We start from the raw sequence: 21,222 nt of genomic DNA on the forward strand, positions 1-21,222 counted from the left end.
CCCTCAGCCAAGGAGAAGCCGCCGCGTCGCCTCGGTGAGATCGAGCTGCCGCATGAGGCTCTCGCCGACGAGGAAGCAACGCACACCCGCGGCGGCCAGGCGCTCGCAATCGGCATGATGCTCGATCCCACTCTCGCCAACCAAGAGTGCACCTTCGGGAGCGAGCGGTGCGAGACGTTCGGTCACGGCAAGATCGGTGCGGAAGGTCTTGAGGTCACGGTTGTTTATTCCGATGAGCCTCGAGCGCAGCCTGCCGGCGCGCTCCATCTCCGCCTCGTCGTGCACTTCGACCAGAACGTCCATGCCGCGCTCGATCGCCGCTGCTTCGATCTCGGCCATCGCGCCGTCGTCGAGCGCGGCCACGATGATGAGAATCGCATCCGCCCCGATCGCGCGCGCCTCGGCGACTTGCCACGGGTCCACCATGAAGTCCTTGCGCAGCACCGGCAGGTCGCAGGCTGCGCGCGCGTCCATCAGGAAATCCTCGTGTCCCTGAAAATACGGCGCATCGGTGAGGACGGAGAGGCAGGCTGCGCCACCCGATTGGTAGGCCAGCGCGTGTTCCGCTGGACGAAAGTCGGCGCGGATCAATCCTTTCGAGGGTGAAGCTTTCTTGATTTCCGCGATCAGCCCGAAACCGTTTCGCGCCTTTGCCGCAAGCGCGTCGGCGAAGCCGCGCGGTGGCCCGGCATCCTGCGCGGCACGGTCAAGATCCCCGATCGTGGCGAGTCCTTTGCGGGCAGCGACTTCCTCACGCTTGGTGGCGCAGATTTCGTCGAGCTTGTTCATCGTCCGGTTCCCGTGTGACAGGTCTGCGTTCCGTCGTGCGATCTACCGCGCCATCTCGATCCAGCGGTCGAGCAGCGCGCCTGCCTTGCCGCTGTCCAGCGACTCGGCGGCGAGCGCGGCGCCTTCCTCCCACCCCGCAGCCGCATCCGCGAGGATCAGCATGGCCGATGCATTGAACAGCACAGCGTCGCGATAGGGGCCCGGCGCACCCATCAGCAGCGCCCTGAGCGCCCTGGCGTTGTGCAGCGAATCCCCGCCGCGGATCGCTTCGACGGGGGCGTGCGGCAGGCCTGCCATCGACGCATCGACCCGACGCATCTCGAAATCGTTGCCGACGACTTCCGCCACCTCGTTGCCGGCGGCGAGGCTCAATTCGTCGAGCCCCTCGTCGCCCGAGGCGATGAAGGTCCGTTCGGTGCCCAGTTTGGCCTTGGCCGCTGCGTAGATGGGCACGTAGCCGGGGCGGGCGATCCCGATCAACTGGCGCCGCACGCCTGCGGGGTTCGACAGCGGGCCCATGAGGTTGAAGATCGTGCGCCGGCCGAGCCGCTGGCGGAGCGGCTGAATGCGTCCCATGGCGGGATGGTGGTTCTTAGCGAAGAGGAAGCAAATCCCGAGTTCCGTCAATGTCTTCTCGGCAGTTCTTCCGGCCGCCTCCATGTCTAGCCCAAGCGCTTCCAGCGTGTCCGCCGCGCCGGACTTGCTGCTCGCAGCGCGATTGCCGTGCTTGGCGACCGGCACGCCCGCGGCCGCAACGACGAGGCTGACGGCGGTCGAGACGTTGAGGGTGTGATGGCCGTCACCCCCGGTGCCACAACAGTCGACGGCGTTGTCCGGCGCCGCGACCGGGATCATTCGCGCCCGAAGCGCGCGGGCCGCACCGGCGATTTCGTCCGCGGTCTCGCTGCGCTCGGTGATCTCGATCAGGAAGCGGGCGATCTCTTCCTCGCTCGTCTCGCCGTCGAGGATCCAGCCGAAGACTTTCTCGGCTTCGGCTTCGGAGAGATGGGGTTCCGACTGGGGGAGCGTCTTCATGCGGGCACCTTGGTTTCGATCCCGCAAATCGCGAGGAAGTTGGCGAGCAGCGCGTGGCCGTGCTCGGTCGCGATGCTCTCGGGGTGAAACTGTACACCGTGGATCGGCAGTTCGGCGTGTCGGAACCCCATCACGCTGGTGCCATCGAGGCCGGGCGTCTCGCTGGTCGCGTTGATCGCCAGCACCTCGGGAACCTCTTCGACGATCAGCGAGTGATAGCGCGTGGCGGTAAAGGGGGAGGGCAGGCCGGCGAAGACGCCGGTGCCGTCGTGCTCGACCGGCGAAGTCTTGCCATGCATCAGCCCGCCGCGCACGACGCGCCCGCCGAAATGCTGCCCGATCGCCTGATGGCCAAGGCACACGCCGAGCAGTGGGAGGTGGGCATCCGCACAGGCGGCGACCAAATCAAGGCTGATCCCGGCTTCGTTGGGAGTGCATGGCCCGGGAGAGATCAGCACGCCCGCGGGCCCGCTCGCGACCGCCTCCGCCGCGGTCAGCGCGTCGTTGCGCTCGACGCTGACTTCGGCGCCCAACTCCATCAGGTAATGGACGAGGTTGAAGGTGAAGCTGTCGTAGTTGTCGATGACGAGGATCATGTCGGAGGTCTTCGTGGTTCGGTCGCGAGCGATCAAGCAAGGAAAGCTATTGGGGGGTCGATTGCTCTCCGCCCTTCAGGGGAGAGCCATAGGCCCGCATCAACGGGCGAGAGCTACCGGCCTAGCCTAGGCCTGCTTCCCCGCGAACCGGTCGCTGGCCCGGACGAGGCCGTCGGTGATGCCCGGCTCGGTGAACAAGTGCCCGCCGTCAGGAACGATCTGCAGATCGACCTCGGGCCACGCCTGCTTGAGAGCCCAGGCCGCGGCGGGCGGAGTGCAGCAATCGTGCCGCCCCTGCACGATCACGCCGGGAATGCCCTTCAGGCGATGTGCGTTAGTAAGGAGCTGGCCTTCCTCAAGCCAGCACTTGTGGCGGAAATAGTGGTTCTCGATCCGCGCGATGGCGATTGCGTGATCGTCTTCGGTGAACTCCTCGAGCATCGCAGGATCGGGCAGCAGTGTCACCGTCATGCCTTCCCACGTGCTCCAGGCCTTTGCGGCAGCGAGCTTGGTGGCATGATCGTCGCTGGTGAGACGGCGGTGATAGGCCTCGACTACGTCGTCCCGTTCGCTCTCCGGGATGAGGCCGATGAAGTCGGCCCAAGCTTCCGGATAGAGCTCGCTTGCGCCATAGGTATAGAGCCAGTCGAGTTCCGCCTGGCTCGACAGGAAGATGCCGCGCAGCACGAGTTCGCTGACCCGCTCCGGGTGCGTCTGCGCGTAGGAGAGCGCCAACGTCGAGCCCCAGCTCCCGCCGAAGACTTGCCAGGTCTCGTGACCGCACATCTCGCGCAGCCGTTCCATGTCGGCGACGAGATCCCAGGTCGTGTTGTTCTCCAGGCTCGCGAACGGTGTCGAGCGGCCGCAACCACGCTGGTCGAACAGCAGGACGTCGTAGAGTTCCGGATCCCATTGGCGGCGCTGCGTGTCGCTGCAGCCGGAGCCCGGGCCGCCGTGGAGAAACACCGCCGGCTTGGCGCCGCGCGTGCCGATACGCTCCCAGTAGAGCGTGTGCCCTTCGCCCACGTCGAGCATTCCGGTCTCGTACGGCTCGATGGGCGGGTAGAGCGTGCGCTCGTATGCAATCCGGATCATGGCTTGTCCTTGTGCTCGACTACGATCATCGGCCCGATCGGTGCCCGGTTGTCGAGGCGGTCGGTCGCGGGGTCCCACAGCGCGCTGACGCTCCCGTCGAGGAACAGTGCATCGGGTGTCTTGAGAACATCGCGGAAGTATCGCGCGATAACGCCGAAACTCACCGGCCCTTGCGAAATGACGAAATGCGCGCGGCCCTGCGCGTCGATGCCGACACCGTTGCGGATCGCCTTGCTAGGCCCATCCTCCGAGATTTCCGGGTGCAGCTTGCCGTCGATCACCAGCATCGGTCCGCTCTGGGTGCCGAAGTCGGGGCGGTCGCCGACGTTGGCATAGAAGTCGTCCGCCGTACGGATCTGCCACTTGCCGCCCGTGCCGAAGAACACCCCGTTCGGCTTCATATGGAAATTGCCCGGTCCGTCGGCGCGGTTGAGCTCTTGAAGGCGATCGCCGTTCTCGACGTAGTACCCGATCGGCTTGCCTTCGCCGTCGTACATCCCGCCGTTCATCGCGAAGGCGACCTTCGGTGCATTGTCGCCGCGAGCGGCGGCAAGCTTGGCGAGGCTGCGGTAAGGGGCGCCGTCCTTGGGGCCGAGATCGGTGAGGACGCGGTGCTTCCCTGGATCGGCGACGCAATGCGTGAAGGCTGCACCTTCGAATGTGGCGCTCTCGCAAGCGGAAGCAACGTTTGGTGTGGGCGTCGGCGTCGTGGGTGAGGGCGCTGCGGCCTTCTCGGCTACTCCGCTGCCAATCTCCGTGCGGATGACGGGTTCGCCTGCCGGCTGCTTTTCGCACGCGGCGAGGGCAAGAAGCGCGGCGAGGGCGATCAGACGTTTCACTGGCCGAACTCGGGCTCCTGCGCGATCCGCGCTGCCTCTCGCGCGGCCGCGAGGAGGGCGCCGGCCTTGGCTTCGCATTCGCGCTGCTCGTAGGCCGGGTCGCTGTCGGCGACGATGCCCGCGCCGGCCTGGACGTGGAGCACGCCGTCCTTCACTACGCCGGTGCGCAGGACGATGCAGCTGTCGACCGATCCGTCCGGGGCGAAATAACCGACGCCGCCTGCGTAGGCCCCACGCGTTTCCGGCTCGAGCTCGGCGATGATCTCGCATGCGCGGACCTTCGGTGCGCCGCTGACGGTCCCTGCGGGGAAGCCTGCGAAGAGCGCGTCCAACGCGTCCTTATCGACACCGAGACGGCCCACAACATTACTTACGATGTGCATTACGTGGCTGTAGCGCTCGATGGTGAAGCTGTCGGTGACTTCGACCGTGCCCTTGGCCGCGACCCGGCCGACATCGTTGCGGCCGAGGTCGAGCAGCATGAGATGTTCGGCGCGTTCCTTGGGATCGGCGAGCAGGCTCGCCTCGGCCGCGCGATCGGCCTCCGCCGTGGCGCCGCGCGGGCGGGTGCCGGCGATCGGGCGGATCGTTACCTCCCCGTCGCGGACGCGGACGAGGATTTCGGGGCTGGACCCGACGACCGCGAAGCCCGGGAGGTCGAGGAAATAGAGGAACGGCGACGGATTCACCCGGCGCAGCGCGCGGTAGAGCGCGAAAGGCGGCAGCGGGAACGGGCAGGTGAAGCGCTGGGCAAGCACCACCTGGAAGATGTCGCCCGCCTCGATGTAGCCTTTCGCCCGGGCGACCATCGCCGCGTAGTCCTCGCCCGCCATCGTGGGGGTGAGCGCCATCTCGGGCAGCTCGGCGGCACGATCTTCCGGAGCGACGAGGCCGCCCAGTTTCCGCAAGGTATCGTCGATCCGCTCCGCCGCGGCTTCGATCGCATGATCGGGTTCGCCGGCGTCGGCCCAGATCGGCGCGATGCAGAACAGCTCGTCGCCGAGCCGGTCGAACACGAGCAGCACCGTGGGCCGCACGAAGAGCATGTCGGGCAACGCGACAGAGCTCTGCGGCGCGCGCGGCAGCTTCTCGACCAGCCCGATCGTCTCGTAACCGAAATAGCCGACGAGGCAGGCGAGGGCGGGGGGCAGGGCGCCGGGCACGTCGATCCGGCAGCGGGCGACGAGCGCGCGCAGCTCCGCGAGCGAGCCTTCCGCGCAGGGTTCGAATGCGGCGCGATCTTCGCGCCAGCGCGGGTTGATCTCAGCTCGGTCCCCCTCGGCACGGAACACCAGGTCCGGATCGAGACCGAGCAGGCTGTAGCGCCCGCGCACTTCGCCGCCCTCGACCGATTCGAGCAGGAAATCGCCGCGGCCCGGCTCGATCAGCTTCAGCGCCGCGCCTACCGGTGTTTCGGTGTCGGCAACGACCTTGCGCCAGACCAGCGCAGGCTGCCCTGCGGCAAGCGCGCTGCGGGCCGGGTCCGCGTTCGAGAGGCCGGGGGCGGCCAGAGCCGGCCCCCTCAATTTTGCCCGAGGAGCTGTTTGCGGATCGCCTCGATCGCCGTCTCGTTGCGCTCCACTCCGAGTTCCTTGCGCAGGGCGAGGCGCAGCTGATCGGCATATTCGCGGCCCATCGCGCCCCCCAGGTCCGCACTTGCCTGCGCGAACACGGGATCGTTGCGGCTCACTTCGCCGGTCTCGATGTCGTCGAGATCGACCACGAACCAGCCGTTGCTGTCGGGCGCCTCGAGCTTCTTCGTGGTGCCCTCGGCCATGCTGAACAGCAGCGCGATCGGGGCCGGGAAGCGACCCTGCATCGCCGCGAGCTGCTCGCGCGTAAGGTCGATCTGCTCGACGCCCGGCAGATCCTGCTCTTCCTCGCCAACCGCTGCGGAAAGTGCGGCGCCGCCCTTGACGCGCTGCAGGACACGGTCGGCCGCGGCACGCGCCGCCTTGGCGCCCTGCGCGAGCCGCCAGCCGGCGATCACATCGTCGCGGATTTCGGCCAAAGGCGCCGCAGCCGAAGGAACGATCTCGCTCGCCTCGAAGATCAGGAATGTCTGGCCGCGTTCGACTTCGGCAACCTGCGGCTGGCCTTCGGACATCTGGAATGCGGTCTCGATCGCCGGGGCGAGGATCTCCGGCGCGGTCTCGCTCGGCGTGCCGTAGACGCCGCCGGTCGCAAGCAGCGGACGCGTGGTCTGCAGTTCGGCGCCGAGATCTTCCGCCACGTCGGAGAGCGAAACACCGTCCGCGAGCTGCTCTTCGACGCTCGCCGCGAGATCGGCGAGGGCGGTCTGGCGCTTCTCGACCCGCAGGGCGTCTGCAATTTCGCCGCGAACCTGCTCAAGACTGCGCGCCGCGCGCGCATCGATCTCGTCGACGCGCACGACATGCCAACCGAGCCCACTCCGGGCGGGCGCAGCGATTTCCCCGCGGCCGGCTGCGAAGGCGGCACGGGCGACTTCGGCCGAGCTCCGGGCTGCGAGGGCTTCGCGTGAGACCGGGCCCACCGTTGCGGTGTCGAAGCCGGCCTCGCGCGCTGCCGTCTCCAGCGAACCGCCCGCGCTCACCCGCTGGCGGATCGCATTCGCGGCTTCCTGCGTGGGCACGATCAGCTGCGTGACGCGGCGATTCTCGCTTGCCGCATACTGGGCACGGTCTTCCTCATAGCGCGCGCGAATTTCGGCGGCCGTCGGTTCGGCTTGTCCACCGAGAGTGTCGGCGCCGAACACCGCATAGCGGATCACCCGCCGCTCAGGCCGGATGAAGTCGCCGCGGTTCTCGGTGTAATAGGCTTCGAGCGCGGACTGGCTGGGGTTGCCGGTGGGCGCGAACGCCTGCGCCGGGAGAACCGCAATGGCGCCGCGGCGCCGCTCCTTCAGCAGCGCGGCATAGTGCGTGACCACCTTATCCGGAGCCTTGCCGCCGATCGCAACGGGCACGAGCAGTTGTTGCGCAAGCAGGCCTTGCGCCAGATCGGTGCGGAACGCGGCTTCGGAGAGGCCCTGGGCGCCGATCAACTGGCGGAAGACGTTGGCGTCGAACTCGCCGTTCGCCCCGCGGAACTGCGGAACTGCGATGATCTCGCTGTTGACCAGATTCTCGCCTGCGCGCAGGCCGTGGAGGCGCGCGTATTCGGCGATGGCCGCACGGTCGATCATCTGGTCGAGCACGTCGTCCAGCCCGCCCTGTGCGATGAAGGCGTCCATCGACATGTTGGGATTGCTCTGGCGCGCCTGATCGAGCGCCGCGTTCGCGCTGTTGACCAGATCGGCCGAATCGATCTTCCGGTCGCCGACGACCGCCACCCTGTCGCCGCCCGCGACACCGCCGAACGTGCCCGTGCTGGCCAGATCGCTGCTCGCAAAGGCGACCGCGATCAGCGCGAGAAAGGCCAGCGTGATGGGAACGCCAAACTTCGACTGGAAGAAGTTGCGGAAGAATAGGAGCATGTCGTGAGTGGTTCCGGAAGCTGCGATCGATTTGGGGTTGCGCTATACGGCGAGCGCTTTATCCGGCCTGCGGCGTCCCGGCAACAGGTCGGCAGCGCTTTTGGCCCTGCAAGGCGAAGCATCTGGCGGGCCGGGCATATCGCCCCATATAGGCGGCGATCGGAATCGTCTTACATTCGGGATACAGGACGGGTTTGTCATGGCCGAACGGCCCTATATCGTTGGAAACTGGAAGATGAACGGCACGCGGGCGATGCTCGCCCAGGCGCGTGCCATCGACCGCGCGGCACAGAACCTGATGAAGGTCGAGGTGGCGCTCGCGCCCCCTTTCACCCTGATGCACGCGACTCATCGGGAGGTCGAGCAGATCGGCGTCGGCGCGCAGGACTGCCATTGCGCCGCCGACGGTGCGCATACCGGCGACGTTTCCGCGACGATGGTCGCCGACGCCGGCGCGAAGTTCGTGATTCTGGGACATAGCGAGCGGCGGCAGAATCACGGCGAGGACGATGCGCTGGTTCGCGCGAAGGCCGAAGCGGCGCTCGGGGCGGGGCTGCGCGTGATCATGTGCTGCGGCGAGACCGAAGATGTCCGCGACGCAGGCAATGCGATCGCGTTCGTCACCGCGCAACTCAAGGCGTCCCTGCCCGAGAATTTCGAGCGTGTCGGTGAAATGCTGACCGTCGCGTACGAGCCGGTCTGGGCGATCGGAACCGGGCGCACTCCCACGGTGGAGGACATCGGCGCGATGCACCGCGCGATCCGCGCGCTGTTGGTGGAACTCTTCGGCGAGGCGGACGGCGCGTCGGTGCGGATCCTGTACGGCGGTTCGGTCAAGGCGGACAATGCGCGCGAACTGCTCGCTGCCGATGACGTCGGCGGCGCGCTGGTCGGGGGCGCGAGCCTGACGGCGGAGAGCTTCATGGGCATCGTCATCGCTGCCGCGGAAGTGCATGAGCAATAGGCCCGGCATCCGAAGCACGACTTGCCCCTGGCCCGCGCATTCCCTAGATGCGCGGGCAAACGGATCGAGATAGAACGCATGTCCCTCTTCATTTTCCTTTTCGTGCTCCAGGCGATCGTCGCCGCGGCGCTGGTCGGCGTCGTGCTGATGCAGCGCTCCGAGGGCGGCGGTCTCGGCATCGGCGGCAGCCCCACCGGGCTGATGAGCGCCCGCGGCGCGGCCGACTTCCTCACGCGCGCGACCAAGTGGCTGGCGGTCGTGTTCGTCGTCCTCTCGATCGCGCTTGCGGCGATCGCGGCCGAGACGAGCGGGCAGGACAGCATCACCTCGACGCTCGATCGTTCGACCGATCCGCTCGCACCGGCAGCCGGCGGTGCGCCGGCGCCTGCGGCACCCGCGACGCAGCCGGTTGCTCCGACAGGCGACGACCCGCTCGCCGACGTCACCGAGTAACATCACCCCGGCAATTGTGGATTGCGGGCGCTTGCCCGCACCATTCCGCTTGCCCCGACTCATACCTCACGCTTAAGGCCCGACTCCCATGGCGCGGTACATCTTCATCACCGGCGGCGTGGTTTCTTCGCTCGGCAAAGGTCTCATGGCGGCGAGCCTCGGCGCGCTGCTGCAGGCACGCGGCTTCAAGGTCCGCATTCGCAAGTTCGACCCCTACCTCAACGTCGATCCGGGGACGATGAGCCCCTATCAGCACGGCGAGGTCTACGTCACCGACGACGGGGCGGAGACCGATCTCGATCTCGGCCACTACGAGCGCTTCACGGGCGTTTCCGCGCGCCAGAGCGACAACGTCACCTCGGGCCGGATCTATCAGCAGATCATCGCCCGCGAACGCCGGGGCGACTATCTCGGCGCGACCGTGCAGGTCATCCCGCACGTCACCGACGCGATCAAGGAATTCGCGCTCGCAGATCAGGACGATCACGACTTCATCCTGTGTGAGATCGGCGGCACCGTCGGCGACATCGAATCGCTGCCCTTCATGGAAGCGATCCGCCAGCTTAGAAACGAGCTCGAGCCGGACCGGACGTTGAGCGTCCACGTCACGCTCGTGCCCTACATCGCCGCGGCGGGCGAGCTGAAGACCAAGCCGACGCAGCACTCCGTGCGTGAGCTGGCCAGCCTGGGAATCAAGCCCGATCTTCTGCTGTGCCGCTGCGAGCATCCGTTGCCCGACAGCGATCGCCGCAAGATAGCGCAGTTCTGCAACGTGCGCCCCGAAGCGGTCATTCCCGCGCTCGACGCGTCGTCCATCTATGCGGTGCCGCTGCAGTATCACCGCGAAGGGCTCGACACCCAGGTGCTGCGCGGCTTCGGGATCGAGGATGCACCGGCGCCCGATCTTTCGATCTGGGACGACATTCTCGATCGTTACGAGCATCCCGAAGGCGAAGTGACGATCGGGGTGGTCGGCAAGTACGTCGGCCTGCCCGACGCCTACAAGTCGCTCAACGAGGCGCTCATCCACGGCGGTATGGCCAATCGGGTCCGGGTCAACATCCGCTGGATCGATGCGGAGATGTTCGAGAACGAGGACGCCGAGCTAGCCGCCAAGCTCGAGCCGCTGCACGGCATTCTCGTGCCTGGCGGGTTCGGCGAGCGCGGGTCGGAAGGGAAGATCGCCAGCGTCCGCTTCGCGCGGGAGCGCGGGGTTCCGTTTCTGGGCATCTGCCTGGGCATGCAGATGGCCTGCATCGAAGGTGCGCGCAGCGCCGGTCATCCCCGCGCCTCCTCAACCGAATTCGGCGAAACCGACGAGCCCGTCGTCGGCATCATCACCGAATGGATGAGCGAGGAAGGGCTGCAGAAGCGCGAGGCGGGCGGCGACCTCGGCGGAACGATGCGGCTCGGCGCCTACGACGCCAAGCTCGCGGGCAACAGCCACGTTTCGCGCATCTATGGCGGCGTGACGGAAATTTCGGAGCGCCATCGTCACCGTTACGAGGTCAACGCGGCCTATCGCGATGCGCTGGAGAGCGGTGGGCTGATTTTTTCGGGCATGTCGCCCGACGGTCTGCTGCCCGAGATCGTCGAGCGGCCCGACCATCCCTGGTTCGTCGGCGTGCAGTTCCATCCGGAACTGAAATCGAAACCGTTCGATCCACACCCGCTGTTCGCCGGTTTCGTAGCGGCCGCACTGGACCAGTCGCGTCTCGTCTAAGCGCGTATTATCGTTGACAAACTTGCGAAATTATCTCGCACGCAGGCCAGTGCTGGCGCAATAAATCGCGTCAAATCGGGACAGCCGCGCGTGGATGATTGCCCATGCGCTTTATCTTTTGATGAATTCGGCGCATGATGCCCTTGGGCACGCGCGATTTTTTTCCCGAGTCGCCCGCGAGGGGCCTCAAGCTATTCGATCGAGCTTGGCTCGGAGTTGATCGTCTTCTGCGACCCGGACGATCATGCTCCGGTACAAGGCGGCGTCCGCGCCGCGGGGGCGGGCTTTCGGGCCCGCCTCCATCTCCACCTGTAAGGAATCGAACGGCCCGCCCCGTTTCCGAAGGCGGGCCGTCATGGTGTGCCTTAGGCGGCGTCGGCCTTGTCGTCGCCGTCCTCGCGAACGACCTCGAGCGTCTTCTGCCCGTTCACGGCGATCTTCTTCGGCTTCATCGCATCGGGAACCTCGCGGACGAGATCGATCGTGAGCAGCCCGTCTTCGAGCCGCGCATTCTCGACGCGAACGTAATCGGCCAGTTCGAAGCGGCGCTCGAACCCGCGGTTGGCGATACCGACATGGAGCATTTCGCTCTCACCGTCGGTTTCCTCGCGCTTCTTGCCCTGAACGATCAGGAGGTTCTGCTGCGCCGTGATATCGATGTCAGCAGGGCGGAAGCCGGCAACCGCGAGAACGATGCGATAGCTGTCTTCGCCGCGACGTTCGATATTGAACGGCGGGTAGTTGTCGCCGGTGCTGGTGCGCGCCTGGCGCTCGAGCAGGTCGAACAGGCGGTCGAAGCCGACGGTGGAACGGCGATAGGGGGTAAAATCAAAGCGGTTCATCGAAAACAAATCCTCCAAAGAGCAATTTGACCACGTGTCGGGCCCGCGCCATGCGGCACCCGGCGGTTCGTGAAGGACGCATCCATTGCGGCATGCGCCTCGATTCACCAGATAGGGAGCACGATCCGCCGTTCAAGAGGTCCTTTTTGTCCAGGATAATCGAGGAATTACAATGAGTACGCCCAAGGTCGACATCTATACGAAATTCGGATGCGGATACTGCGTTCGCGCCAAGCGCCTGCTCGATCAGAAAGATGTCGACTATACCGAATACGATATCACCCTGGGCGGTCCGAAGCGCGACGAGATGCTGAGGCGCGCACCCGGCGCCCGCACGGTGCCGCAGATATTCATCGGCGAGACGCACGTCGGCGGATCGGACGAGCTTCACGCGCTCGAGCGCGAAGGCAAGCTGGACGCGCTGCTCGGCGGATGACGCGCATCGCGCTTCTCCAAATGCAGTCGGGTATCGATCCCGGGCGCAATGCCGCGGCGATCGTGGAGGCTGCGAAACGTGCGGCGGGCGAGAGCGCGGCGATGCTGTTCACGCCCGAGATGTCGGGCCTGCTCGACCGCGACCGCGTTCGCGCGGCGCAGAACGTGGCGCGGGAAGCCGGCGACCGCGTGCTGAACGCCGTGCGGGAGTCGGCCGCGCGGGAAGCGCTGTGGATCGCTCTCGGCTCGCTCGCGATCGATCTCGGCGACGGCAAGTGGGCGAACCGCAGTTATCTGATCGATTCCGGCGGGAACATCGCCGCACGCTACGACAAGATGCACATGTTCGACGTCGACCTCGCAAGCGGCGAAAGCTGGCGCGAATCGAATGCCTATCGTCCGGGCGAGGAGATCGTGACGGCCGAAACGCCGCTTGGCCGCCTGGGCCTCTCGATCTGCTACGATCTGCGTTTCCCTGCGCTGTTCGAGGCGCTCGGCAACCGCCGGTGCGACGCGATTGCCATTCCCGCCGCCTTCACCGTGCCGACGGGCGAGGCGCACTGGCACGTGCTTCAGCGGGCGCGGGCGATCGAGGCGAGCGCCTACGTGATCGCTGCGGCGCAGGTCGGCACTCACGAGGACGGCCGGCGAACCTACGGGCACAGCCTCGTGATCGATCCCTGGGGGGAAGTCCTGCTCGACATGGGCGGCGAAGCGCCCGGGCTGGGTTTCGCCGAGATCGAGGCGGCGCGCATCGCGGAGGTCCGCCGGCAGGTTCCGAGCCTTGCCAATCGGCGCCAGATGCCCGACTAGCGCGCCCGCCATGATCGTATTCGACCTTTCCTGCGCTGCAGGCCACCGTTTCGAAGGCTGGTTCGGCTCGTCCGACGATTTCGCCGGCCAGCAGGCGCGCCGGCTCGTGACCTGCCCGCAGTGCGGTTCGGCCGAAGTCGTCAAGGCGCCGATGGCGCCCGCCGTCGGGGCCAAGGGCAATCAGCGGCCTGCGGCAAGCGAGCCGAAGAAGCCGGTGAGCGGCGGCAAGATTCCCCCCGAGGTGCGAAAGGCGATGGAAGCGCTTGCCAAGGCCCAGGCGAAAGCACTCGAAAACAGCCGCTGGGTGGGCGACGGTTTCGCCGAGGAATCGCGCGCGATGCATTATGGCGAGAAGGATCTCGAGGCGATCCACGGCAAGGCGACGCTCAAGGAAGCGAAGGAATTGCTGGACGAGGGCATCTCGCTCGCCCCCCTGCCGTTTCCGATACCCGAACCCGACGAGCTCAACTGACGGCTCCGGATATGCGGCGGCGGACCATGAAGGGCGGCGGCCGCGCCTTTTTTACAGTGCGTTAACCGGTAGCGACCTAGCGCACGGTAGAATGCGCCTGACTCCGGGCAGGATGCGATTCGTTACGCCCACAAGACTCGTCTCATAGGAACCACTTGGTGGCAGCATCGAAGGCAATTGCGGCGCCTCGCCGCGGAGTTGCGCCATATGGGGACCGGCACGATGTCTCGGCTCTCGAAGAACTCTCGCCGACGCACCCTGCGAGCACGATCCTCGACTTCGCGACAGCGTGCGTCTTCGCCGTGGATGCGAACTGGCGATTCACTTACCTGAACAAGCCGGCCTGCGACGAAATCGCCGCGGGCGGGTCGCTCCTGCGCAAATCGTTGTGGGCGGAATTTCCGGAGCTGCTCGGAACCGAAGTCGAACGGCAATACCGCGCGGCAATGGCGACGCGGCGCGAGGCCCGCCTCGAGGCTTACTATGGCCCACTCGGCGGTTGGTACGAGATCGCCGTCGCTCCGCTTGCAGAGGGAGGGCTTGCGGTCTGGTTCCGTCGCATCGACGATCGCAAGAAGGCCGAGGAGGAATTGCGCCGTGCCGAGGAACGGTACCGGCTTGCCGCTTCGGCCGCCACCGATCTGGTCCTGGACTGGAATCTGGAGACCGGTCAGGTCGTGCTCTGGGAATCGCTCCAGTCGGACTTCGGTTTCGGCGATGGTGTCGTCCGGTCGCGCCGATGGTGCGCTGAGCGGGTGCATCCGGCAGACCGGTCAGAGGTTCTAGCCGAAATCCGGCGATGCTTGAAAACCGGCGAGCGCTTCGTGTGCGAAATGCGGCTCCGCAAAGCCGACGGGACTTATGCCGACGTGCGGCAGACCGGCGTGGTGCAGTGCGATGCCCGCGGAAAGCCTCTCCGCATGATCGTCGCGATGCGGGACGTTTCACAGCAGAACCGGGCCAACAACGCGATCCGGCGCCGCACCGCTCAGCTTGCCAACATCTTCTCGCAGGCATTGGTCGGCATTCTCGAGAGCGGCCCGGACGGGCGCGCGCGGCTGGTCAACGCGCGCTTTTGCGAAATCCTAGGCCGCGGCGAGAACGAGGTGCTTGGGGTCGACGTCATGGACTTCACGCACCCCGACGATCTGGCGTGGAACAACGCCTTCCTCGGCAAGCAGCGCAAGGACGGCGAGGCCTTCCAGATCGAGAAGCGCTACGTCCGTCCGGACGGAACGATTGTCTGGTGCCGCGTCAGCGTATCGTTCGTCTGCGCGCCGGCCGGCGAGATCGAAAGCTCGATCGTCGTTGCCGAGGACATCACCCAGCAGCGCGAGATCAACGAACGCCTGAAATGGGCGAGCGAGCACGACGCGCTGACCGGATTGCCCAATCGCCGCGCATTCGATGCGCGCCTGCAGGCGGCCACGATCCGCGCGATGCATAACCGCGGCACGGTCGGGTTGCTTCTGCTCGACCTCGACCACTTCAAGCACGTCAACGACAGCGCGGGTCACGCGGCCGGCGATGAACTGCTGCAGGAGATCGGCGATCGGCTCGGCAAATGCCTGCGGCATACCGATCTTGCAGCGCGTCTCGGGGGCGACGAGTTCGCGATCCTGGTCGAGCATTGCCGCGGAAGTACCGACCTCGCCGCGCTGGGCAACGAAATCCGCAAGCACTTGCGACGCCCGTTTCGGATCGACGGACGAACGATCAACGTCGACGTGAGCATCGGTGGAGCGGTATTTCCGGTGGATGCGGAAAGCGCGAACGAGCTGTTCAAGCACGCCGACGTTGCGCTCTACGCTCTCAAGGGCAGCGGTCGGGGCGGGACCGGGATGTTCCGCCGGGAGATGCTGGAGCAGGCACTCGTCGTCGCCACTCAGCTCGATCTCGCGCGATCCGCCGTCTCGGACCGCACGGTCGACCCGCACTATCAGCCGAAGGTGGATCTGTGCACCGGCCGGATCGTGGGCTTCGAAGCGCTGCTTCGATGGCATCACGAAGGGCGAGGGCTGCAGCCGCCCGATTCCGTATCCGAAGCCTTCCGCGACTACGAGCTGGCGTCGAAGATCGGCGAACTCGTGCAGCGGCGGGTATTCGCCGATTTGCGCGAATGGCTGGGGCAGGGCCTCCGCGTCGGCCGCATCGCCGTCAATGCGGCGCCCGCGGAATTTCTCCGCGACGACTTCGCTGAGCGGTTGCTGGGGCGATTGCGGGAACATGACGTTCCTCCTGCGCTCATCGAGGTCGAAGTGACCGAGCACGTCTTTCTGGACCGGTGCGCGGGCTTCGTCGGCCGCGCTCTCGAGGTGCTCAGCCGCGCCGGCGCGCACATCGCGCTCGACGACTTCGGCACCGGCTATTCCTCGCTCTCGCACTTGCGGGATTTCCCGGTCGACCTGGTTAAGATCGATCGCTCGTTCGTGGAGAAGGTGGCGACCGATCCCGACATGCGCGCGATCGTCGCGGCTATCGCCGCACTGGCGCGAAGCCTGCGCCTATCGGTGGTCGCGGAAGGCATCGAAACCGAACAGCAAAGGCGCATCCTGCTCGAGCAGGGATGTTCGCTGGGTCAGGGCTACTACTTCGGCCGTGCGATCGCGGCAGACCGTGTGCCCGCACTTGTCGACACTCGCCGGACCGCAGGCTTTCCGAGCATGTGAGCTGCTTGATCGCGGCGTGGTGCGCCCGACAGGATTCGAACCTGTGGCCCCCAGATTAGGAATCTGGTGCTCTATCCAACTGAGCTACGGGCGCCCCGCAGCGCGCTTTAGGGTCGCGCGCGCAGTGCTGCAAGAACTACGCGGAGGCTGGCCGGTGACGTGAGCGAGGCCAGCGCCGCACATCAGCCTTTCGCGGCGTGTTCGGCGCGGGCGATTTCGTGCAGCCAGTCGGCGTGGCGAGGGGCCTTCTTGGTTTGCGACCATTCCTCGAGCATCGGCATCGCGACCCGCTTGAGTTCGGCATATTGCTCGTCGGTGCCGATGTCGGCGGCGAGCTCCACGCGGTGGCCATTGGGATCGAAGAAATAGATCGACTTGAAGATGCCGTGATGCGTCGGGCCGAGCACGTCGATGCCGAGGCCTTCGATATGGTCCTTGGCCGCGAGCAGTTCCTCTTCCGAGCCGACCTTGAACGCCAGGTGCTGGACCCAGGCCGGCGTGTTCTCGTCGCGGCCCATGTCCTTCTGCTGGGGCAGTTCGAAGAATGCGAGGACGTTGCCGTTACCCGCGTCGAGGAACACGTGCATGTAAGGATCGTATTCGCCGGTCGATGGCACATGGTCTTCGGAGAAGGCACTGACATATTCCATGCCGAGTACCTTCTCGTACCATTCGACCGTCTCTTTCGCGTCTTTGCAACGATAGGCGGCGTGATGGACTCCGCCGAGCTTGATCGGGTGTTTGCTCATCGCTGACCTCTCAACCTGACTTCTCTACTCCGCGGGTTCCTCGACCTTGAGTGCGCCGCGCTTGATCTGGTCGCGCTCCATCGATTCGAACAGCGCCTTGAAGTTGCCTTCGCCGAAGCCTTCGTCGCCCTTGCGCTGGATGAATTCGAAGAACACCGGGCCGACCTGCGCCTCCGCGAAAATCTGCAGGAGCAGACGCGGACGGCCGCCTTCGGTCGTGCCGTCGAGGAGGATGCCACGAGCCTTCAGCGCCTCGGCGTCCTCGCCGTGGCCGGGCAGGCGCTCGTCGAGCATTTCGTAGTACGTGGCGGGCGGCGCGGTCATGAAGGGCACGCCGAGCTGCTTGAGCTTGTCCCAGCATGCGACGAGGTCGTCGCAGATGAGTGCGATGTGCTGGATGCCTTCGCCGTTGAACTCGCGCAGATACTCCTCGATCTGACCCTTGCCGCCTTCGCCTTCCTCGTTGAGCGGGATGCGGATCTTGCCGTCGGGCGCGGTCAGCGCCTTCGAGGTCAGGCCGGTATATTCGCCCTTGATGTCGAAGTAGCGGATTTCCTGGAAGTTGAAGAGCGTCTCGTAGTAGTCCGCCCAGTACTTCATGCGTCCGCCGTAGACGTTGTGCGTCAGGTGATCGATCAGCTTGAAGCCGGCACCAACCGGGTGCTTCTCGACGCCTGGCAGGTATTCGAAGTCGATGTCGTAGATCGACAGGCCATCGCCTTCCTCGCTCTCATAACGATCGACGAGATAGAGAATCGCGCCGCCGATCCCGCGGATCGCAGGCAGGCGCAGTTCCATCGGGCCGGTTTCGACGTGAACCGGCTCGGCGCCCTTGTCCATCAGGTGCTGCCAGGCTTTGGCAGCGTCCCTCACGCGGAAGGCCATGCCGCAGGCTGAGGCGCCATGCTCGCGGGCGAAATACCAGGCCGCGCTTCTGGGCTCGTAATTGGTGACCAGGTTGATCCCGCCCTGGCGCCAGAGGTGCACGTCCTTGCTGCGGTGGGTGGCCACGTGGGTGAAACCCATGGCTTCGAACACCGGTTCGAGAACGCCCTTTTCCGGCGCGCAGAATTCCACGAACTCGAAGCCATCGAGGCCGGCGGGGTTTTCGAACAGGTCGGGCATGAACGTGGTCTCCTCTATTGGTTTCAAGTGTAACCAATTCGATCCGATTCCGCAAGGGGAGGACATGTCGGATAACGCGCAGGAGGCGCTGTGGGGCTCGCGCGAAAGCATCGGATCGTCGCAAATGGGTGATGATCGCGGACAAACCGCTTGAATCGCGGCATTAACTGTGATTCTGTCGCTCTCGTGACGAGAGCAGGGCACAAGATCACTTTGCCGAAGGAGCAATTGACGCAAGGGCTGGCCCTGGCGCTTCTCCTGCTGCTCATGGGCCTGGCCATCGCGGGGCCGAGCGGATTGCTTGCCTGGGGCGAGAACGAGCAGTTGCTGGGCAAGCACCAAGCGCGCATCGCGAAGCTGACGGAAGAGCGCGACGCGCTCCGCAACCGGGTCAGGCTGCTGGATCCGGCCCACGCCGATCCCGACCTCGTGGGCGAGCAGTTGCGCCGGAACTTCAACGTGGTGCATCCGGACGAGGTCGTCCTGATCCTGGAGCCCGAAGGCGAGTAGGCCTCTGCGGGCACTCTCCGCGCCGCCGGGAATTTCGTATTCATCTGCAGTCCGGGGCGTTGCACCTGCGCGCCGCTTGCGCCTATAGGCGCGGCATGCCGCGCGATGCGGCGCACCTCCCCAGGTGATCGCCACAACCGAGGAAAGAGAATTGGCCAGAACCGCCAAGACCCGCAAGACGCCCGCGAAAAGCCAGCAGCAGGGCGGCCCGTCAGACAATTCCGATTTCGCGCTGCACAGTCTGCAGGAAGCTTTCGAGAAGGCGAAGACCTACGACGCCTCGGAAGACGAGATGATGGAATTCTACCGGCAGATGCTGCTCATCCGCCGGTTCGAGGAGAGAGCGGGGCAGCTCTACGGCCTGGGCCTGATCGGCGGCTTCTGCCACCTCTATATCGGGCAGGAAGCGGTTGCGATCGGTCTCCAGAGCGCGCTCGACAACGACAAGGACAGCGTGATCACCGGCTACCGCGATCACGGCCACATGCTGGCTTACGGCATCGATCCGAAGGTCATCATGGCCGAGCTGACAGGGCGCCAGGCCGGCATCTCCAAAGGCAAGGGCGGCTCGATGCACATGTTCAGCACCGAGCATAAGTTCTACGGCGGGCACGGCATCGTCGGCGCGCAGGTCGCGCTGGGCGGCGGGCTTGCGCTCGCGCACAAGTACAACGAGGACGGCGGCCTGTGCCTCGCCTATTTCGGCGACGGCGCGGCGAACCAGGGGCAGGTCTACGAGACCTTCAACATGGCCTCGCTGTGGAAGCTGCCGATCGTGTTCGTGATCGAAAACAACCAGTACGCCATGGGCACCAGCACCGTGCGGTCGAGCGCCGAGACCGAATTCTATCGCCGCGGCACCGCGTTCCGCATTCCCGGCATGGACGTGAACGGCATGGACGTGCTCGAGGTGCGCGCCGCGGCGGAAGTCGCGTTCAAGCATGTGCGCGAAGGCAACGGGCCGGTGCTGATGGAGCTCAACACCTATCGCTATCGCGGCCACTCGATGTCCGACCCGGCGAAGTACCGCACGCGCGAGGAAGTACAGGACGTGCGCGAGCACAAGGATCCGATCGAGGGCCTGAAGAAAGTGCTCGTCGACAAGGGCAAGAGCGAGGACGACCTGAAGGCGATCGACAAGGAGATTCGCAAGATCGTGTCAGAAGCGGCTGATTTCTCGGAAAACTCTCCCGAGCCGGAGGCGAGCGAACTCTACACCGACGTGCTGGTGGAGGAGTACTGAGCCATGGCGATCGAACTCAAGATGCCCGCGCTTTCTCCGACCATGGAGGAAGGCACGATCGCCAGGTGGCTGGTCAAGGAAGGCGACACCGTTTCCAGCGGCGATATCCTCGCCGAGATCGAAACCGACAAGGCGACGATGGAATTCGAAGCCATCGACGAAGGCACGGTCGGCAAGATCCTGGTTCCGGAAGGCACCGAGAACGTCAAGGTCGGCACCGTGATCGCGGTGCTGGCAGGCGAGGGCGAAGATGTCTCCGAAGCCGCTGCGGCGCAGGCAACGACCTCCGGCGAGGCCGAGCAACAGCCTGAGCCTGCGGCCTCTTCGGGAGAGCAGGAAAAGTCCGACGACCAGAAGGCAGCAATTACCCCGGGCAAGCCGAAGTCGGAGCCGAAGTCCGACCCGGCCATTCCCGACGGCACCAACATGGCAAGCGTCACCGTGCGCGAAGCACTGCGCGACGCCATGGCGGAAGAGATGCGCCGGGACGAGCGCGTCTTCGTCATGGGCGAGGAAGTCGCCGAGTATCAGGGCGCCTACAAGGTCACGCAGGGCCTGCTCGAGGAATTCGGGCCCAAGCGCGTGATCGACACCCCGATCACCGAGTACGGCTTCGCCGGCATCGGTACCGGTGCGGCGATGGGCGGTCTGCGGCCGATCGTCGAGTTCATGACCTTCAACTTCGCCATGCAGGCGATCGACCACATCGTGAACTCGGCGGCTAAGACAAACTACATGTCGGGGGGCCAGATGCGCTGCCCGGTCGTGTTCCGCGGGCCGAACGGCGCGGCGAGCCGCGTCGGCGCACAGCACAGCCAGAACTACGGCCCGTGGTACGCCAGCGTGCCGGGCCTGATCGTGATCGCGCCCTACGACAGCTCGGACGCCAAGGGCCTGCTCAAGGCCGCGATCCGCAGCGAGGATCCGGTTGTGTTCCTCGAAAACGAACTCGTCTACGGCCGCACGTTCGAGCTGCCCGAGCTCGACGATCACGTCCTTCCGATCGGCAAGGCGCGGATCATGCGCGAGGGTACGGACGTCACAATCGTCAGCTACTCGATCGGTGTCGGCTTCGCACTGCAGGCGGCCGAGAAGCTGGCGGAAGAAGGTATCGAAGCGGAAGTGATCGACCTGCGCACGCTGCGCCCGCTCGACAAGCAGACGATCCTCGAAAGCCTGGCCAAGACCAATCGCCTGGTGGTCGCGGAGGAAGGCTGGCCGACATGCTCGATCGCATCGGAAGTGATCGCGATCTGCATGGAGGAAGGTTTCGACCACCTCGACGCGCCAGTCCTGCGCGTATGCAACGAGGACGTTCCGCTGCCTTATGCGGCCAACCTCGAGAAGATGGCGCTGATCGATGCGCCGCGGATCGTCGAGGCGGTCAAGAAGGTCTGCTACGTCTGACGTGCG

The 21,222-nt window shown here is 65.7% G+C and carries 21 protein-coding genes and 1 tRNA gene; 11 read left to right on the forward strand and 11 right to left on the reverse strand.

The genetic code is table 11. From position 1 onward, the window contains the following. Positions 1 to 3 precede the first annotated feature (3 nt). The 7 genes from trpC to JNO53_RS00985 form a co-directional block, all read right to left on the reverse strand. Complete coding sequence (trpC, locus tag JNO53_RS00955) at positions 4 to 789, reverse strand: indole-3-glycerol phosphate synthase TrpC (protein WP_203106920.1); 786 nt, start codon at positions 787 to 789, stop codon at positions 4 to 6. 42 nt (positions 790 to 831) lie between these two features. Then, complete coding sequence (trpD, locus tag JNO53_RS00960; protein WP_203106921.1) at positions 832 to 1,824, reverse strand: anthranilate phosphoribosyltransferase; 993 nt, start codon at positions 1,822 to 1,824, stop codon at positions 832 to 834. Next, the gene (locus JNO53_RS00965; protein ID WP_203106922.1) at positions 1,821 to 2,420 is read right to left on the reverse strand and encodes an anthranilate synthase component II; all 600 of its coding nucleotides are present in this window, start codon (positions 2,418 to 2,420) and stop codon (positions 1,821 to 1,823) included. The genes trpD and JNO53_RS00965 overlap by 4 nt, the downstream gene beginning before the upstream one ends. Before the next feature lie 126 nt (positions 2,421 to 2,546). Continuing rightward, positions 2,547 to 3,515: a prolyl aminopeptidase gene (pip, locus tag JNO53_RS00970; protein ID WP_203106923.1), complete on the reverse strand. Its 969-nt coding sequence runs from the start codon at positions 3,513 to 3,515 to the stop codon at positions 2,547 to 2,549. Beyond that, complete coding sequence (locus JNO53_RS00975; protein ID WP_338015267.1) at positions 3,512 to 4,354, reverse strand: phosphodiester glycosidase family protein; 843 nt, start codon at positions 4,352 to 4,354, stop codon at positions 3,512 to 3,514. The genes pip and JNO53_RS00975 overlap by 4 nt, the downstream gene beginning before the upstream one ends. Further along, positions 4,351 to 5,880 (reverse strand): anthranilate synthase component I, encoded by a 1,530-nt coding sequence (gene trpE, locus JNO53_RS00980; RefSeq protein ID WP_443111153.1) that lies wholly within the window; start codon positions 5,878 to 5,880, stop codon positions 4,351 to 4,353. The genes JNO53_RS00975 and trpE overlap by 4 nt, the downstream gene beginning before the upstream one ends. Next, on the reverse strand, positions 5,877 to 7,811 hold the full coding sequence (locus JNO53_RS00985) for a peptidylprolyl isomerase (protein WP_203106925.1): 1,935 nt from the start codon (positions 7,809 to 7,811) through the stop codon (positions 5,877 to 5,879). The genes trpE and JNO53_RS00985 overlap by 4 nt, the downstream gene beginning before the upstream one ends. Before the next feature lie 199 nt (positions 7,812 to 8,010). On the opposite strand from JNO53_RS00985, the gene tpiA reads away from it, so the two are divergent. From tpiA to JNO53_RS01000, 3 genes are all read left to right on the forward strand, one after another. Further along, positions 8,011 to 8,775, forward strand: coding sequence for a triose-phosphate isomerase (gene tpiA, locus JNO53_RS00990; protein ID WP_203106926.1), 765 nt, complete (start codon positions 8,011 to 8,013; stop codon positions 8,773 to 8,775). 78 nt (positions 8,776 to 8,853) lie between these two features. Continuing rightward, positions 8,854 to 9,228, forward strand: a complete 375-nt coding sequence (secG, locus tag JNO53_RS00995) for a preprotein translocase subunit SecG (RefSeq protein WP_203106927.1) — start codon at positions 8,854 to 8,856, stop codon at positions 9,226 to 9,228. A gap of 88 nt (positions 9,229 to 9,316) precedes the next feature. After that, on the forward strand, positions 9,317 to 10,951 hold the full coding sequence (locus JNO53_RS01000; RefSeq protein WP_203106928.1) for a CTP synthase: 1,635 nt from the start codon (positions 9,317 to 9,319) through the stop codon (positions 10,949 to 10,951). 365 nt (positions 10,952 to 11,316) lie between these two features. On the opposite strand, the gene JNO53_RS01005 is transcribed toward JNO53_RS01000, so the two are convergent. Next, positions 11,317 to 11,793 carry an Hsp20 family protein gene (locus tag JNO53_RS01005; protein WP_203106929.1) on the reverse strand — a complete coding sequence of 159 codons (477 nt, stop codon included), beginning with the start codon at positions 11,791 to 11,793 and terminating at the stop codon, positions 11,317 to 11,319. Positions 11,794 to 11,965: 172 nt separating this feature from the next. Here JNO53_RS01005 and grxC point away from each other — a divergent pair, with 172 nt between their 5' ends. The 4 genes from grxC to JNO53_RS01025 all read left to right on the forward strand — a co-directional run bounded on the left by grxC (position 11,966) and on the right by JNO53_RS01025 (position 16,182). Further along, positions 11,966 to 12,229, forward strand: coding sequence for a glutaredoxin 3 (gene grxC, locus JNO53_RS01010; protein WP_203106930.1), 264 nt, complete (start codon positions 11,966 to 11,968; stop codon positions 12,227 to 12,229). Beyond that, positions 12,226 to 13,041 (forward strand): carbon-nitrogen hydrolase family protein, encoded by an 816-nt coding sequence (locus tag JNO53_RS01015; RefSeq protein WP_203106931.1) that lies wholly within the window; start codon positions 12,226 to 12,228, stop codon positions 13,039 to 13,041. The genes grxC and JNO53_RS01015 overlap by 4 nt, the downstream gene beginning before the upstream one ends. Before the next feature lie 10 nt (positions 13,042 to 13,051). Next, a complete protein-coding gene (locus JNO53_RS01020; RefSeq protein WP_203106932.1) occupies positions 13,052 to 13,513 on the forward strand; it encodes a DUF1178 family protein in 462 nt (153 codons plus the stop codon). Positions 13,514 to 13,671: 158 nt separating this feature from the next. Next, on the forward strand, positions 13,672 to 16,182 hold the full coding sequence (locus JNO53_RS01025; protein ID WP_203106934.1) for an EAL domain-containing protein: 2,511 nt from the start codon (positions 13,672 to 13,674) through the stop codon (positions 16,180 to 16,182). Positions 16,183 to 16,199: 17 nt separating this feature from the next. Here the strand turns inward: JNO53_RS01025 and JNO53_RS01030 are convergent. The 3 genes from JNO53_RS01030 to hppD all read right to left on the reverse strand — a co-directional run bounded on the left by JNO53_RS01030 (position 16,200) and on the right by hppD (position 18,056). Continuing rightward, positions 16,200 to 16,276: transfer RNA gene (locus tag JNO53_RS01030), tRNA-Arg, on the reverse strand. An 88-nt stretch (positions 16,277 to 16,364) separates the two neighbouring features. Next, complete coding sequence (locus JNO53_RS01035) at positions 16,365 to 16,931, reverse strand: VOC family protein (protein WP_203106935.1); 567 nt, start codon at positions 16,929 to 16,931, stop codon at positions 16,365 to 16,367. Positions 16,932 to 16,955: 24 nt separating this feature from the next. Next, the gene (gene hppD / locus JNO53_RS01040; RefSeq protein ID WP_203106937.1) at positions 16,956 to 18,056 is read right to left on the reverse strand and encodes a 4-hydroxyphenylpyruvate dioxygenase; all 1,101 of its coding nucleotides are present in this window, start codon (positions 18,054 to 18,056) and stop codon (positions 16,956 to 16,958) included. Here hppD and JNO53_RS01045 point away from each other — a divergent pair. From JNO53_RS01045 to JNO53_RS01060, 4 genes are all read left to right on the forward strand, one after another. Then, positions 18,055 to 18,210 carry a hypothetical protein gene (locus JNO53_RS01045; RefSeq protein ID WP_203106938.1) on the forward strand — a complete coding sequence of 52 codons (156 nt, stop codon included), beginning with the start codon at positions 18,055 to 18,057 and terminating at the stop codon, positions 18,208 to 18,210. The two genes, hppD and JNO53_RS01045, sit on opposite strands and share 2 nt — an antisense overlap. 32 nt (positions 18,211 to 18,242) lie before the next feature. Next, positions 18,243 to 18,566, forward strand: coding sequence for an FtsB family cell division protein (locus JNO53_RS01050; RefSeq protein WP_338015268.1), 324 nt, complete (start codon positions 18,243 to 18,245; stop codon positions 18,564 to 18,566). Between the two features lie 151 nt (positions 18,567 to 18,717). Next, positions 18,718 to 19,809, forward strand: coding sequence for a pyruvate dehydrogenase (acetyl-transferring) E1 component subunit alpha (gene pdhA, locus JNO53_RS01055; protein WP_203106939.1), 1,092 nt, complete (start codon positions 18,718 to 18,720; stop codon positions 19,807 to 19,809). A 3-nt stretch (positions 19,810 to 19,812) separates the two neighbouring features. Next, positions 19,813 to 21,216: a pyruvate dehydrogenase complex E1 component subunit beta gene (locus JNO53_RS01060; protein ID WP_203106941.1), complete on the forward strand. Its 1,404-nt coding sequence runs from the start codon at positions 19,813 to 19,815 to the stop codon at positions 21,214 to 21,216. Positions 21,217 to 21,222 lie beyond the last annotated feature (6 nt).

Origin of the sequence: Altererythrobacter sp. C41 (genome assembly GCF_016803135.1) — a bacterium.
In the GTDB taxonomy this organism is placed as follows: domain Bacteria; phylum Pseudomonadota; class Alphaproteobacteria; order Sphingomonadales; family Sphingomonadaceae; genus Pelagerythrobacter.

Coding starts and splice junctions, on each gene's coding strand:
- JNO53_RS01005 (WP_203106929.1), bottom strand. CDS start 11,793: ATGAACCGCTTTGATTTTACCCCCTATCGCCGTTCCACCGTCGGCTTC.
- JNO53_RS00965 (WP_203106922.1), bottom strand. CDS start 2,420: ATGATCCTCGTCATCGACAACTACGACAGCTTCACCTTCAACCTCGTC.
- tpiA (WP_203106926.1), top strand. CDS start 8,011: ATGGCCGAACGGCCCTATATCGTTGGAAACTGGAAGATGAACGGCACG.
- pip (WP_203106923.1), bottom strand. CDS start 3,515: ATGATCCGGATTGCATACGAGCGCACGCTCTACCCGCCCATCGAGCCG.
- grxC (WP_203106930.1), top strand. CDS start 11,966: ATGAGTACGCCCAAGGTCGACATCTATACGAAATTCGGATGCGGATAC.
- JNO53_RS01000 (WP_203106928.1), top strand. CDS start 9,317: ATGGCGCGGTACATCTTCATCACCGGCGGCGTGGTTTCTTCGCTCGGC.
- JNO53_RS01035 (WP_203106935.1), bottom strand. CDS start 16,931: ATGAGCAAACACCCGATCAAGCTCGGCGGAGTCCATCACGCCGCCTAT.
- trpD (WP_203106921.1), bottom strand. CDS start 1,824: ATGAAGACGCTCCCCCAGTCGGAACCCCATCTCTCCGAAGCCGAAGCC.
- JNO53_RS00985 (WP_203106925.1), bottom strand. CDS start 7,811: ATGCTCCTATTCTTCCGCAACTTCTTCCAGTCGAAGTTTGGCGTTCCC.
- JNO53_RS01060 (WP_203106941.1), top strand. CDS start 19,813: ATGGCGATCGAACTCAAGATGCCCGCGCTTTCTCCGACCATGGAGGAA.
- secG (WP_203106927.1), top strand. CDS start 8,854: ATGTCCCTCTTCATTTTCCTTTTCGTGCTCCAGGCGATCGTCGCCGCG.
- JNO53_RS01045 (WP_203106938.1), top strand. CDS start 18,055: ATGAACGTGGTCTCCTCTATTGGTTTCAAGTGTAACCAATTCGATCCG.
- hppD (WP_203106937.1), bottom strand. CDS start 18,056: ATGCCCGACCTGTTCGAAAACCCCGCCGGCCTCGATGGCTTCGAGTTC.
- JNO53_RS01020 (WP_203106932.1), top strand. CDS start 13,052: ATGATCGTATTCGACCTTTCCTGCGCTGCAGGCCACCGTTTCGAAGGC.
- trpC (WP_203106920.1), bottom strand. CDS start 789: ATGAACAAGCTCGACGAAATCTGCGCCACCAAGCGTGAGGAAGTCGCT.
- JNO53_RS01015 (WP_203106931.1), top strand. CDS start 12,226: ATGACGCGCATCGCGCTTCTCCAAATGCAGTCGGGTATCGATCCCGGG.